Below are 14,279 nucleotides of genomic sequence, written 5' to 3'. Positions count from 1 at the left end.
TCAGGTATTACATTCTGTTGGGTACTTCTATGCCTAATAACGCAGTTGCCTTACGAATTGTTTCTGAAACTGCTTTTATTAATGCCAGCCTGAAAAGCTGTTTGTCGGTGTCGGGTTCGTTCATGATAGATATACCCGCATAAAAGTGGTTGAATGTCTTGGCCAGGTCGTAGGTATAGCTGGCTATAACCGACGGCGAATACTCATTACCAGCCTTTTGCAATGCTGCCGGGTATTCGTTCAGTACAAAAATCAGGTCGGCTTCGGCCTTTTCTATGGCCACATTTTTTACGCTGTTGCCCACGGTTATACCCTGCGATGCCGCCTTGCGCAAAATAGAGCAGATACGCGCGTGGGTGTACTGAATAAACGGCCCTGTGTTACCCTGAAAATCGATAGATTCGGCCGGGTTAAAAAGCATTTTTTTCTTGGGCTCTACTTTCAGCAAAAAGTATTTCAAAGCGCCCAGGGCAATCATGCTGAACAGGCTGTCGGCCTCTTCTTTGCTGAAATCATCAATCTTGCCACGTTCGCGCGTGGTAACCTCGGCGGTGGCAATCATTTCAGCCACCAGATCATCGGCATCTACCACCGTTCCTTCACGAGACTTCATCTTGCCCGATGGCAGGTCAACCATGCCGTAACTCAGGTGATAACAGCCATCGGCATAGCTGCGGCCCAGTTTTTTCATGATGGCAAACAACACCTGAAAGTGGTAGTCTTGCTCGTTACCCACCACCCATATCGACTTATTGTTGCTGTAGTCCTGAAACTTCAGGTCGGTGGTGCCTAAATCCTGCGTAATGTACACAGAAGTACCATCTGCACGCAGCACCAGTTTTTCGTCGAGCCCTTCTTCTTTCAGGTCAATCCATACGCTACCGTTTTCTTTTTTGAAGAAAATGCCCTTAGCCAGCCCTTCTTCTACTATATCTTTACCCAGCAGGTAGGTGTTAGACTCATAATAGGTTTTGTCAAACGACACCCCAATTTTCTGATACGTTTCGTTGAAGCCCGCAAAAACCCAGTCGTTCATTTTTCGCCACAGGGCCAGGGTTTCTTCATCGCCTTCTTCCCATTTAATGAGCATCTCCTGCACGGCTTTTATTGCCGGTGCGTTTTTCTTGGCTTCTTCCTCTGTCATGCCCTGTTGAACAAGGGTCTCAATTTCAGATTTGTAGTGTTTGTCGAAAATGACATAATACTTGCCCGCCAGGTGGTCGCCTTTTAATCCTGCCGACTCCGGCGTTTCGCCGTTGCCAAACTGCTGATACGCCCACATAGATTTGCATATATGCACGCCGCGGTCGTTTACCAGGCAGGTTTTTACTACATTATAACCGTTGGCTTCCAGAATTTTAGAGACCGAGTAGCCCAGAAAATTGTTTCTTAAATGCCCCAGATGCAGCGGTTTGTTGGTATTGGGCGACGAGTACTCAACCATGACCGACTGATTGTTTTGGGGTAACACGCCAAAGGTGCTGTCGGCCAGTATGGCGTTCAGGGTGTCAAACCATACGTCGTCGGCCAATACCAGATTCAGGTATCCCTGTACAACATTATAGGCTTTTATATAATTGGTACTTGTTTTCAGGTATTCTCCCAGGGCGTTGGCAATATCAGCAGGGCTTTTGCGCAGTTGTTTCACTAACGGAAAAACCACGTAAGTGTAATTGCCCTCAAAGTCGGCCTTGGTGGGTTGCAGCGTTACTTCTTCTTCAACCTGAAACAATGCAGATAATGCCTGCGCAATAGCAGTTTTTAATGATGATTCGATATTCATAAATTGTACTTGGATGGTTCAGCCATGCGACAGTGCGCTGGTTACGGAACCGCAAAAGTATGATTTTTTTGGCAGAAATGTTGGTAAAATATCAGGAAATGGTTTTGCCTGATGAATTGCGGTTTCATACCAAATGGGTATAAATGTTTAAGAAACCGATTCAAATAATTAATTGAGGTATTTTCTATAATAAACGATTTGATTTATATTTGGCTAAAACCTACTGATTCTGCGGTCTGATAAATAATGAAACAAAAAAGAATCTACGCTTTTCTGATTGATTTGCTGGTTATTGCGGTGCCATCAACACTGTTGATGGTGCTGAGCGTTTTTATGCTCCGGCAAGATTTTCTGCCCGCCTTTTATGGTTCGCTGGCGTTGGCTGCCTTGCTGCTTTTTCTGAAAGACCTGCCCTTTGGGCGCAGCCCCGGCAAGTATTTTCTGGGGCTTGAAATCAGCAATGGCGCATCTGCACTGAGGCGCGTCTGCCGGAACATTACCCTGATTGCCTTACCAATTGAAGCACTGGCGTTTCTGATATACGGTAAACGCCTGGGCGACGTACTATTTAAAACCAACGTGGTAGCCGACGAAACCAGTAGCTTTAACAAATTTACAGAGTTGCTGGCCGGTGTATTTATTGTTTTAATGCTGGTGTTTTTGCAGTTGCGGAACCTGGTTGGGTATTACATACGCCAGAGGCAGGAGTACATCGTGGCTGAAGCCTTTATTTATGGTAATCAGGCCATCCGCCAAAAAACAGGCGAGGTGGTTAAACTAAGCAAAGTACCTGATTTTAACTTCAGAAAACGCAACGGACAGACAGAACTGACTATTGAATTAAAGGTTTATGGACAAAAAGAAAATGCCGATCTGGCCATCAACCTGATAAAAAAGGATGGTGGCCAATGGGTAGTGAACGATTATGAGATTATGGAAAAAGAATAATTGCACAGATATTGTATATATTTGTTGCCGGATGATTATCTCTCTGTACTATTCATACAAATCTGACATCTAATCTGAAATATAGCTATGGGCAATAAGTCATCTCCGAACGCATCCGATGATTCAAATTTATCTGTTCAGCTTGATTTCCAACAGACTGTTAACAACTTTTTCATGCAGGCATCTGGTATTTTTTGTGTGCTTAAAGGCACAGATTACGTATTTGAACTGGCAAATCCTTCTTTTTTACGGTTTTTTGGTCAGCGCGAAGTGATAGGCAAAAAGCTGGGCGTGGTAATGCCCGAATTAACGAAAGAAGTTTTTGAGAGCGTTCTCAATAAAGTGTATTCAACCGGTGTAACGCATACTGATGCTGCAATGCGCTTTCTATTCAGCCAGCCCGGCCGTGAGCCAAAAGAGGCCTTTGCCAATTTAACGTTTCAGCCGCTTCAGAACGTGAATGAAGAAGTGATAGGAATCATCATTTCCGGTTATGAGGTAACAGAGCAGATATTGGCGCGCCTGAAAGTGGAAGAACTGGAAGAACGCATGCGCCTGGCAGTTGATATAAGCAATATTGGTATTTATGATTATAATATACTGACAAAAGAGGTGGTGTCGTCTGACATCATGAATAAAATATTTGGTATTAACCCGGGGATGCCCCCAAAGGGATACGCCGAAATGATTGACGAGGCCGATATGCTGAAGCTGAAAGAAATGTTTGGCAAAGCGCTTGAAACAGGCCAGTTTGACTACCAGTTCAGAATGAGAATGAACAGCGGCGAGCAGAAGTGGATACAGACAACGGCCAAGGTGTTTTATAATGACGGGGGCCAGCCTGTAAGAATGCTGGGTACTCTGAAAGACATTACAGAAAGCCGGGTGGCAGAAGAAAAAATGGCAACCCTGGCAGCCATTGTGGAGTCGTCGGAAGATTTGATTCTCAGCAAGGGTCTTGATGGCATTGTTACGAGCTGGAATGCCGCCGGTGAGCGCATTATGGGTTATAAGGCTGAAGAAATGATAGGCCAGCATGTGTCGAAACTGATACCAGCCAACCGCCTGCAGGAAGAAGACGAGATTATCAGCCGATTGAAAAAAGGCGAGCGGATAGAACATTTTGAAACCGAGCGTATCAGAAAAGACGGCCGGAAAATAGATATTTCGCTTACGATATCGCCCGTAAAAAATACACGCGGAGAAATTATCGGGGCCTCTAAAATTGCCCGCGACATAACCAACCAGAAGAGCACCAAAAGGCTGGTGTCTGAAAACGAAGAGCGTTTAAAGATAGTATTGAAAGCCAGTGAACTGGGCACCTGGGAACTGAACCTGAACACGGGTGAGATCTGGGCTTCTGAAAGATACCTGCAGATTTTCGGGTATGAGTCTGCCGGCGATTTGATGCATGAAGACTTTATCAAACACCTTTACCCGGATGATTTGCCTGTAAGAGAAAAGGCCTTTAAAACAGCTACTGAAACTGGTGTGTTGCATTATGTTTCGAGGCTGATACGTACCGATAAAAGCATCCGTTGGTTTGAGGCCCGCGGCACGGTGCTGTATAATGAGGCGAACGAACCTTATAAAATGCTGGGGACCATCAGAGACATGACCACTGAAATGAACTACCGCCGCGAACTGGAAACCAGAGAGCAGAAGTTTAGTTTACTGGCCGACTCTATGCCACAGCATATCTGGACGAGCGACCCCGAAGGCAACATGAATTATTTTAACCAGGCCATGTACGACTTCTCGGGTATGACCAAAGACCAACTGGGCCTGCAAGGCTGGCTGGGGCTTTTGTGTGCTGAGGAAAAAGAAACCAACCGCCAGCTATGGCTGCAAGCCGTAAAAGAAGGAGAGCTGTTTAAAATGGAACACCGTTTCAGAAGGCATGACGGCCAGTACCGCTGGCAGCTGAGCCGCGCGCTGCCACAGAAAGACGAAGATGGTAATATAGTGATGTGGGTAGGTACCAGTACCGACGTGCACGACTGGAAGGTTTTTACCGACCAACTGGAAGAGCAGGTAAAACAAAGAACAAAAGAGCTGCAGGAATCGAATGAAGAACTAAGCAAGCTGAATAACGAACTGGCGCAGTTTGCCTATGTAGCCAGCCATGATTTGCAGGAGCCCCTCAGAAAAATACAGACGTTTTCGGCGCGGATACAGGAAATCGAAAAAGACAGGCTGTCTGACAAAGGCAAGGATTACTTTATGCGCCTGCAGAATGCCTCCAGACGTATGCAGCAACTGATACTCGACCTGCTGGCTTACTCAAGGGCCAATACGGCTGCAAGGCATTATGAGCCTGTTGAACTGGCCTCACTTACTGATGGCATACTTGAACAGCTGAAAGACACCATTCAACAAAAGAATGCGGTAGTAGAGGTGCTAAATATGCCAAATATGAACGTGGTGAGGTATCAGTTTGAGCAGCTTTTTACCAATTTATTTACCAACGCCCTTAAGTTTTCTAAAACTGATGAACAACCCCGCATAAGTATTACCTGTGAGGTACTACCGGGCCGCGGAATCAGTATTTCGGGTATAGACCCTCAACAGAGCTATTATCATTTTTCAATAACCGACAACGGCATTGGCTTTGAGCCTGAATATAACGAGGCCATTTTTCAGGTATTTAAACGCCTGCACGGTAAAGATGAGTACCCCGGAACGGGAATCGGACTGGCGATAGTTAAAAAAATTGTAGAAAACCACTCCGGGTTTATAACCGCCAGCGGCGAGTTGGGTAAAGGCGCCCGGTTTGATATGTATTTTCCGGTAGGGGAGTAATAATTCTGAACTTTGATTTAGCGGTAAGCCGCCGCGGCTGATTGCTAAATCAAAGTTCAGAAACGCTGTTTACTTCAATCTTGTACCTTCAACCTCTATCATATCCATCAGTTTGCCTACAAAGTGATCGTCGTCTTTTTTGGTGATAACCATTGTCAGGTCATATCCACCTGCCGAAAAGGCTGCAAACAACTCTTCACCTTTTATTTCAACTGAGGTCATGTTGGCTACTTCTTTGGTTTCAGGGTTGGTAACTTTGCCAATAATTTTGCCGTCTACTACCTCAAAACTCATTGGCAGTTTCACGTCGCCCTGTGGGGTGCCTTTTACAAGTACTTCCCAGTTGCCTGTAAAGAAATTGGTTGTTGCAGGTGCCTGCGCATTAGCCAGCGATACCGCGGCTATTAATAAAACAAATGTTAGAATAGATTTCATAGGGTAAATAGGGAATTAGTGAATTAGTGAGTGAATGAGCGATTTAGTGAATTAGTGAATTAGTGAATTAGTGAATTAGTGATTGAGTGAGTGAATGAGCGATTTAGTGAATTAGTGAATTAGTGAATGAATTTTTGATTGATGGGGCGCCGTTGCAGTGAATTAGCGGAACGCCGCCCGCTCATTCTCTAATTCACTAATACACTCATTCACTAATTAATTTTGCTCGCTGAGTTTAAATTCCAGTCCGGTTACAATCATCAGGGTGCCGTTTTCAGATTTCGGGTTTACGTACACCACGTAGATGTCGTGCAGGCCTTCTACCTTGCTTATCGGTACTTTCAGAATGTTAGGGGTCATGCTCATTTGATCAGATGGCTCAAGGAAGGCCGACTCACCCACCAGCTTGCCTTTGGGGCTGTCGAGACGTAACTCAACTTTGCCACCCAACGCGTTAACCTGTGGTTTAGGGGCCATTGCCTGAATCTGCAATTCGGTAATGCCGCTCAGGTCTACTTTGTTAAGCACCATGTATGCGCCAGACTTGGCAGGCATAGCCAGGTTACGCCCACTGAACGACATCTTGTTTACGTCTTCATATTTATCAAAATCGTGCGCACCCAAAGTGGCATTTCTAAGCGTAAAAGTCTGCTCTGATTTTAACGATGGCAAGCCGTTGGCACCCTGGTCTTCGTAGGCTGCTCTTACAATATACACGCCTTTGCCTTTGTCGTTAGCAGGTAGTTTGGCTGTGTAAGTGCCTTGCAGCGGCAACGATTTTGCTTTTGGTTTTTCGTTGGCCAGGTTCAGGATGTACTTCACCATTTCTCCGGCATCGGCTGCTGAAAGCTGCGGGTGGCCACTCATTGGGGTTTCGCCCCACACGCCACCACCACCGCTGATAATCTTCTTGGCCAGGCGGTCGGCTGCATCTTTGTCGCCTTTATACTTGGCAGCTACGTCGCGATAAGCTGGCCCGATAGATTTTTTCTCTACACTGTGGCAGGCTTTACAGTCGCTGGCTTCTATCAGTCTTTTACCAGCTACAAATGCCGCGCTGGCATCAGCCGAACGGTGGCCTTGTGCAATGGCAACTTTATCAAATCCTTCAGGCAGGTAGTCAATGCTTACGGCCACGTTTTCGGCATCAATGCCTTTGCCGAGCGTGCCATCCTCTTTATCTTTTACCTTGATGTCGTAGTCGAAAGATTTATTGGCAACATAGAAAGACCTGTTACCTTTTTGCATATCGAAGCTCAATACCGGAGGCTCGTTACCGGCTATGATTTCTAACGACTGCGCGTTTGTGCCGCCTTTGCCATCATTAACAGTAAGGGTGGCTTTATAAATGCCCGGCTTGGTGAGCGTCAATGCGGCATCTGGCGTGCTGATAACCTTATTGAAACCATTTTTTGAAGTAATTTGCCAGCTGTATTTCAGGGCGTCGCCGTCGGCATCGGTTGAGCCTTTAGAGCTTAATTTCAGGTTGAAAGGCACCGCGCCACCCAGCTGATTAGCAGCTACGGCAATTTGCGGTTTGCGGTTGCCACCGTTGTATTCAATGCGAATCAGGCGGGCGTCATCATTACCGGTAAACCAGCCCGAGCCGTATTCAAGCATGTATAAGTCGCCGTTTTCGGCAAACTCCATGTCCATCGGGTTGTTGAATTTATAGCTGGGCATAAAACGCTCCATCGATACATAATTGCCGTCTTTGTCCATCGTTACGGCCATTATCCAGCCGCGCATCCATTCATAAATAAACAATTTGCCATCATAATATTTAGGAAACGCGCGTTGAGCGGTTTTGAAATTGTCTGAATAAAACACCGGCCCGGCCATGGCGTTTCTACCACCGCTACCCACCAGCGGAAACTCTGGCGAAGCCCCATAAGGATACCAGATGAAAGCCTTTTGCGCCGGAGGCAGTACTTTCAGACCCGTGTTGCTGGGTGAAGTATTGGTAGGGGCGTTTACGTCCCATTTCTCTAATGATTTTTTGTTTTCAAAGTCATACTTATTGTAAGCTTTGTTGTCGCCCACAAAGTGTGGCCAGCCAAAGTTACCCGGTTTGCGTGCCTGGCCAACTTCGTCGTGCCCTGCGGGGCCGCGGTCGTCGGCAGGTTTAGCGGCATCGGGGCCTACTTCGCCCCAGTAAACAAATCCGGTTTTGTTATCAACCGAAATTCTGAAAGGGTTACGGTGGCCCATGGTATATATTTCAGGGCGCGTACCGGCTGTGCCTTTCGGGAAAAGGTTGCCTTCCGGAATGGTGTAGCCACCCTCAGGCGTAGGTTTTATTCTGATGATTTTACCTCTCAGGTCGTTGGTGTTGGCCGATGATTTCTGCGCATCCCATGATTCCCTGCCCGGTCTTTCGTCGCTCGGGCTGTAGCCGTTCGAGCCATGCGGGTTGGTGTTGTCGCCGGTTGAAAGATACAGGTTTCCGGCTTTGTCCCAGGCAATAGAACCCCCGGTGTGGCAGCATTCTTCGCGTTGGGTGGGTATTTCAAGCAATACTTTTTTAGACGAAAGCACCAGCTCATCACCTTTCAGCTCATAGCGGGTCAGAATGTTCTTCGATTCCTCCGGTATTGAGTAGTACAGGTAAATCCAGTGGTTTTGCGCAAAGTTGGGGTCTTTGTTAAGGCCCATCAGCCCGTCTTCACCCATTGATTCCTTGCCTTCTTTGCTTTTGTACTTGATGCTTACAGGTATAGAAGCAATGGTTTTCAGTTGTTTGGTTTTAGTGTTATACAGTTTCACGTCTCCCTTGCGCTCAATGAACAGCACACGGCCGTCGTTCAATACGCTCAGCTCCATTGGTTCGTTCAATTTTTCTTCAAGCACTACTTTGGTAAAGCGGTTTTCTTCAGGGCGTGCATTGGCGTAATTTAAAGGCTTGGGGTTTGGCCCTCCCATAGCGTAATTGATACCTGCATACAGGTGATTAAGAAACAGAGGCTCGGCGTAGGTTTCGTCTGTATGCCCCATGGCAGTGTAGAACGACCGGCCACCGTCAAACTCCTGATACCAGCTCATCGGGTGGTAGTCGGGGTTTTTGCCTCCCTGATACGTTTTTTCGTCAATGGTCAGCAATACGTTGATTTTGGGCGAAATATTTTTGAAGCTGTAAAACTCGTCGCTTCTTTCAAACTCGTCGGGCATGCCCTGGGTAGCCCAGTGGTTTTTTTGTACAACGGTATATTTACCTTTTTGTACGTTGCTGGGCACCATGGGGTGGTCCAGAAAGTAAGCGCCTGCCAGTTTACCATACCAGGGCCATTCGTACTCGGTGTCGGTAGCTGCGTGTACACCTACATAACCGCCACCGGCCTGAATGTACCGTTCAAAAGTGGCTTGTTGCTTGTCGTTCAGTACGTCGCCGGTGGTGTTCAGAAACAAAACGGCGTTATACTTTTTAATATCGGTTTCATTAAAAGCCTCGGCGTCTTCAGTAAAAGTTACGGCAAAGCCTTTTTCGGCTGCCATTTTGGCCAGTGCTTTTTTGCCTGCATCAATAGACGCGTGCCTGAAAGAGGCTGTTTTGCTGAATACCAGCAGTTGCGGCTTTTTTACCTGTGCCTGTACCAGACCATACGACAGCAGCAGGGTTAACAATAAGCTGATTGTTTTGTTAGATTTCATCAAAGTAAAATAAATTGTTTACGGGTGTAAAGTAATGGCTTTGAGGCAGAAGCGCAAGGCGCCTGTTGCGGCGTAAATGCACTCTTCCGGATACAAATGTGTGTACTTAAATAATAGAAAACAAGAATATTGTCTAATTTTTAGACAATAATGAAATTTTGACTAATATTGTACCCAAAACAGAATAAATAGTACGCGTTTTAGAAAAGTGGTTAAAACTAAGCACAAAGTTTTAACGGGCAGATAAACCCCCACAGCAATCATGGAATTATTTAACAAGAGAGAATTTATAGAGCAGGTTTCTGTTGATTGTGTCATTTTTGGGTTTTATGACAGGCAGCTAAGGGTATTGTTGCCCCGGCTGAAAAATATGGATATATGGATGGTGCCGGGTGGTTTTGTTAGGCAAAATGAAAGTCTGGACAGCGCAGCGTTACGGATTCTGGCAGAGCGAACCGGAATAAAAGATATTTATCTGGAGCAGTTTGGTGTGTTTGGCAGCCTGGAGCGGTCGTCTCCGGAACTGATGCGGCAGGTAATAGAACTCATAAAAGGGGGTCTGGGAGAAGGTGAAGTGCTGTCTGAAGACTTGGAATGGCTGCAACGCCGGTTTATATCTATTGGATACTATGCGCTGGTAGATATTCATCGGGTAGTGCCTCTTTGCTCTGGGCTTGACGAAACCTGCCAGTGGTATGATATGAAAGACCTGCCCCGGCTGGCATTTGACCACGCCGATATTATAATGAAAGCCCTTGAAAGCCTGCGCCTGATGCTGAATTACAAGCTGATAGGGTTTAATCTGCTGCCTGAAACGTTTACCATGAAAGAGGTGCAGGATTTATACGAAACGATATTGGACAGGCCTTTCCGGAGAAATAATTTCCAGAAAATGATTCTCGACCTGGATATTCTGGAACGTCTGGAAAAGAAATTTACCGGAGCAGCCAATAAGGCTCCTTATTTGTATCGGTTTAAAAGTCTTGAAAAAATCGCGGATTAGTGAATGGCGAATTAGTGAATGGCGGATTAGTGAATGGCGAATTAGTGAATGGCGAATTAGTGAATGGCGAATTAGTGAATAGCGGATTAGTAAATGGCGAATTAGTGAATAGCGGATTAGTGAATAGCGGATTAGTGAATGGCGAATTAGTGAATGGCGGATTAGTGAATGGCGGATTAGTGAAGTTTTGCTGAAATAATTTAGCTCAGTCATTTCGTAGAGGTGCACTGCGGTGCCTCTTCAGAGGTAAATCTGATTCATTGAATTATTACTCGTAGTGCATTTAATAAGCATACACAAATAGACCTCAAATTAGCACTAATCAAAGATTGTTGAATTTAATCAGTTAACCTTCCATTCAAACGGAATCCCGTAGGGATGGTATATCAGTAGAGGTAGATTTGGCTTATAGCTGCGTATCCCGTCAGGGATAATATATTTATTGTTGAGTAGATAATATATCGTCCCGATGGGACTTTATACGTGTATGAGCAATATTTTCTACCGATATACCATCCCTACGGGATACCCAATCTTCCAAAAAACGCAGAACCAATCTAAAAGCAATCCCAAACAAGTGCAGATTCATTTCTGAATCAAAAGACTTGAAGATGTTGAACTGAATGTTTCAATCAAAACCTTTAGAATATTTATTGGCAGCTTATATTCTCCGATTCCAAATGCACTACGGTTTGAATTATTGTCAATTCTAATGGCTAAGAAGACTGGTTATATAAATTAAATCATTCAGAGAAGTTTTACTTGGTGCGCATATTCCCCGGAAGCCGCAAGCATTTCGGCTCTACCAAAAAACTGTTAATTATTCGCCATTCTGCATTTCCCTAAATCTTCTTACTCCTCAACCGTAGCGAATTGGTAATCACTGATACTGAGCTGAAGCTCATGGCGGCGGCGGCTATCATGGGCGATAACAGCACCCCGAAGAACGGATACAGCAAACCGGCGGCCACGGGGATACCCAGTGCATTGTAAAAGAAGGCAAAAAACAGGTTCTGGCGGATGTTTTTCATCACGGCATGGCTCAGTTTTTTGGCTTTCACTATCCCTTGTAAATCCCCTTTTACCAATGTGATGCGGGCGCTTTCAATGGCTACGTCGGTGCCTGTGCCCATAGCAATACCAATGTTGGCTTGTACCAGTGCGGGGGCATCGTTAATGCCGTCGCCGGCCATAGCTACTATTTTGCCTGATTGTTGCAGCCGTTTTATTTCATTCAGTTTATCTTGCGGCAGGCACGATGCCCTGAAATTTGTCAGGTTCAACTCTCGGGCTACGGCAGCAGCGGTGTTTTCGTTGTCGCCGGTAAGCATCATTACTTCCATGCCACCGTCAATCAATTCGGCAACAGCCGCTTTGCTACCAGGTTTTATGGCATCTGCAATGCTTACAAAACCTATTACCACAGCGTCTACAGCAATATAAGAAACGGTTTTGCCTTGTTTTTGCTCTTCAATAATAGACTGCTCTATGTCAGGGTGAATTTGCGCCCTTATGGTCGTCATCAAGGCTTTGTTGCCTAATGCTATTTTTTTGCCCTCAACGGTTCCGGTTACGCCTTTGCCCGTTATGGCCTCAAAGTCTTTAGCCTGCGGCCATGAAACGTTTTTATTTCTGGCAAAGTTAACTACAGCCTGTGCCAAGGGATGCTCGCTGTTCTGGTTTAGAGCGGCAATGTAGGCTAATGCCTGGGTTTCGTCAAATTGTTTAGTAAAGACGCGTTCTACTGATGGTTTGCCCTCGGTTATGGTGCCGGTTTTATCTATAATCAGCACATTTACCCGCGCCATTGCCTCAAGGGCTTCGGCGTTTTTAATTAATATACCAGACTGCGCGCCTTTGCCCACACCAACCATAACCGACATGGGCGTGGCCAGGCCTAATGCACAGGGGCAGGCAATAATAAGCACGGCCACAGCATTAATAAAACCATAAACCGCCCCGGGCGCTGGGCCCCATTTGAGCCACATAAAATAGGTTATTACCGCCGCCAGAATAACCGTTGGTACAAAGTATCTGGATATGGTATCGGCCAGTTTCTGAATGGGGGCTTTAGAGCGGCTGGCCGTGTTTACCATCGCAATTATTTGTGCCAGCAGGGTTTCAGACCCCACTTTTTCGGCTACCATAATGAAAGATTTATTGCCGTTAATGGTGCCGGATGTAACGGCATCGCCCTCTTTTTTATCTGCCGGAATCGGCTCTCCGGTAATCATAGACTCATCAATGCTGCTTTCGCCTTCTGTTATTTTTCCGTCGACCGGTATTTTGTCGCCGGGTTTAATTCTTAGCAAGTCGCCGGGCTGAATGGCGTGTATCGATACTTTTTCGTCTTTGCCGTTGCGCACCAGCGTGGCATCGGTTGGGCTTAGTTTCAGTAATTCTTTAACGGCCGAGCTGGTTTGAGTATGGGCTTTGGCTTCCATCAGCTGCCCCAGCAGCGCAAGCGTCAGAATAACGGTGGCAGCCTCAAAATAAAGCGGCACCGACCCGTGTTCAGTTCTGAATTCAGGTGGGAAGATGCCAGGCGATATTACCCCGGTAACACTAAACACAAAGGCAACCGCCGTGCCCAGCGCAATGAGCGTAAACATATTCAGGTTGCCTGATGTAACAGACCGCCAGCCTCTTTCAAAAAACAGCCATCCGGCATAAAAAATAACCGGAAGCGACAGCCCCATTTGCAGCCAGTTCCAGTACCGGGCGTCCATCAGTTGCAGCAGTGGGTTATGGGGTATCATCTCAATCATGGCTATCAGAAAAATGGGCAGCGTAAAGGCGGTAGCCACTATCATTTTTTTGCGCAGGTCATGATACACCGCGTTATCGTTGGTTTCTGAGGGCATTAGCGGCACCAGGTCCATGCCGCACTTCGGGCAGGCACCGGGGGTGTTGCTGAACACCTCCGGGTGCATAGGGCAGGTATATTGGCTGGGGACGGCCAGTTCGGGCAGTTTTTCCAGATTCATGCCGCAAACCGGGCAGTTGCCGGGTGCGTTATAGGCTTTGTCGCCCTCGCAGTGCATAGGGCAGTAATAAGTGCCTTTGCTGCTAGGCGTCAGAGGAGTAGAGCTAGCCGGACTATGATGTGCAGCATGCTGATGATTGGCTGAATGCCCCCCATGCACCTTCGTGTTTTGAGGGGTGTTTTCGGTGCTGATGGTGTATTTACCTGCTTTTGATAATGCCGCCTGAAGCACTGGCAAAGCAATATGCTTTTGCATACTGATTACGGCCTGGGGTGGGTCAAGACTCACCGTTGCCTGTACGCCTTCAAGGCTATTGAGGGTTTTCTCTACCTTTGTGCGGCAGCCGTCGCATGACATGCCCTGTATAAAGTAAGTATGTGTCAAGGGAGTAAATCTGTTTAAGAAGGCAAGCGCAACGCATCTGCTTGTCTTGAAGAGAAGAAAACAACGCACTATTGCCTATATAACACCAAAAATAGGGATGATTGTTTAGCAGGAATATGAGAAATGTCAGGAATGGGGATGATTTAGAGAATTGTCGATTTTCAATTTCGGATGGTCAAATGGAAAACTATTGAGCAAATAGAAGACGAGGGGTTAGAATTGTGTTACATAGTGTCTTTTTTGTGAACATTGTGGCAATTAGAATTGGGCGAAATGTAATACCATCAGG

At 46.2% G+C, this 14,279-nt stretch carries 8 protein-coding genes; 4 read left to right on the top strand and 4 right to left on the bottom strand.

The window, feature by feature from the left end; translation table 11 throughout:
• Window positions 1–7: 7 nt before the first annotated feature.
• Entirely contained in the window at window positions 8–1,783 is a 1,776-nt protein-coding gene (argS, locus tag MB380_RS14335; protein ID WP_253525260.1) for an arginine--tRNA ligase, read from the bottom strand.
• Window positions 1,784–2,029: 246 nt separating this feature from the next.
• Between argS and MB380_RS14330 the strand changes: the two genes are divergently transcribed.
• The gene (locus MB380_RS14330; protein ID WP_253525257.1) at window positions 2,030–2,731 is read left to right on the top strand and encodes a hypothetical protein; all 702 of its coding nucleotides are present in this window, start codon (window positions 2,030–2,032) and stop codon (window positions 2,729–2,731) included.
• Window positions 2,732–2,818: 87 nt separating this feature from the next.
• Window positions 2,819–5,533 carry a PAS domain S-box protein gene (locus tag MB380_RS14325; RefSeq protein WP_253525241.1) on the top strand — a complete coding sequence of 905 codons (2,715 nt, stop codon included), beginning with the start codon at window positions 2,819–2,821 and terminating at the stop codon, window positions 5,531–5,533.
• A 69-nt stretch (window positions 5,534–5,602) separates the two neighbouring features.
• Here MB380_RS14325 and MB380_RS14320 read toward each other — a convergent pair whose 3' ends face one another.
• Complete coding sequence (locus MB380_RS14320) at window positions 5,603–5,968, bottom strand: hypothetical protein (RefSeq protein ID WP_253525238.1); 366 nt, start codon at window positions 5,966–5,968, stop codon at window positions 5,603–5,605.
• 216 nt (window positions 5,969–6,184) lie between these two features.
• Window positions 6,185–9,616, bottom strand: a complete 3,432-nt coding sequence (locus tag MB380_RS14315) for a ThuA domain-containing protein (protein WP_253525222.1) — start codon at window positions 9,614–9,616, stop codon at window positions 6,185–6,187.
• Window positions 9,617–9,878: 262 nt separating this feature from the next.
• Between MB380_RS14315 and MB380_RS14310 the strand changes: the two genes are divergently transcribed.
• Window positions 9,879–10,619 (top strand): NrtR DNA-binding winged helix domain-containing protein, encoded by a 741-nt coding sequence (locus tag MB380_RS14310; RefSeq protein ID WP_253525219.1) that lies wholly within the window; start codon window positions 9,879–9,881, stop codon window positions 10,617–10,619.
• A complete protein-coding gene (locus tag MB380_RS14305; RefSeq protein ID WP_253525216.1) occupies window positions 10,619–10,813 on the top strand; it encodes a hypothetical protein in 195 nt (64 codons plus the stop codon). Before MB380_RS14310 ends, MB380_RS14305 begins: the two co-directional genes overlap by 1 nt.
• 648 nt (window positions 10,814–11,461) lie before the next feature.
• On the opposite strand, the gene MB380_RS14300 is transcribed toward MB380_RS14305, so the two are convergent.
• Window positions 11,462–13,990 carry a heavy metal translocating P-type ATPase gene (locus MB380_RS14300; RefSeq protein WP_253525213.1) on the bottom strand — a complete coding sequence of 843 codons (2,529 nt, stop codon included), beginning with the start codon at window positions 13,988–13,990 and terminating at the stop codon, window positions 11,462–11,464.
• Between the last annotated feature and the right edge of the window lie 289 nt (window positions 13,991–14,279).

It is taken from the genome of Emticicia sp. 21SJ11W-3, assembly GCF_024138715.1.
In the GTDB taxonomy this organism is placed as follows: Bacteria; Bacteroidota; Bacteroidia; order Cytophagales; family Spirosomataceae; genus Emticicia; species Emticicia fluvialis.
The sequence above is the reverse complement of the archived record's forward strand: the minus strand, read 5'-3'. Positions and strand labels throughout refer to the sequence as shown.

What these genes read in the sequence shown, in the direction of transcription:
- argS (WP_253525260.1), bottom strand. Translation starts at nt 1,783, where the DNA reads ATGAATATCGAATCATCATTAAAAACTGCTATTGCGCAGGCATTATCT.
- MB380_RS14330 (WP_253525257.1), top strand. Translation starts at nt 2,030, where the DNA reads ATGAAACAAAAAAGAATCTACGCTTTTCTGATTGATTTGCTGGTTATT.
- MB380_RS14325 (WP_253525241.1), top strand. Translation starts at nt 2,819, where the DNA reads ATGGGCAATAAGTCATCTCCGAACGCATCCGATGATTCAAATTTATCT.
- MB380_RS14320 (WP_253525238.1), bottom strand. Translation starts at nt 5,968, where the DNA reads ATGAAATCTATTCTAACATTTGTTTTATTAATAGCCGCGGTATCGCTG.
- MB380_RS14315 (WP_253525222.1), bottom strand. Translation starts at nt 9,616, where the DNA reads ATGAAATCTAACAAAACAATCAGCTTATTGTTAACCCTGCTGCTGTCG.
- MB380_RS14310 (WP_253525219.1), top strand. Translation starts at nt 9,879, where the DNA reads ATGGAATTATTTAACAAGAGAGAATTTATAGAGCAGGTTTCTGTTGAT.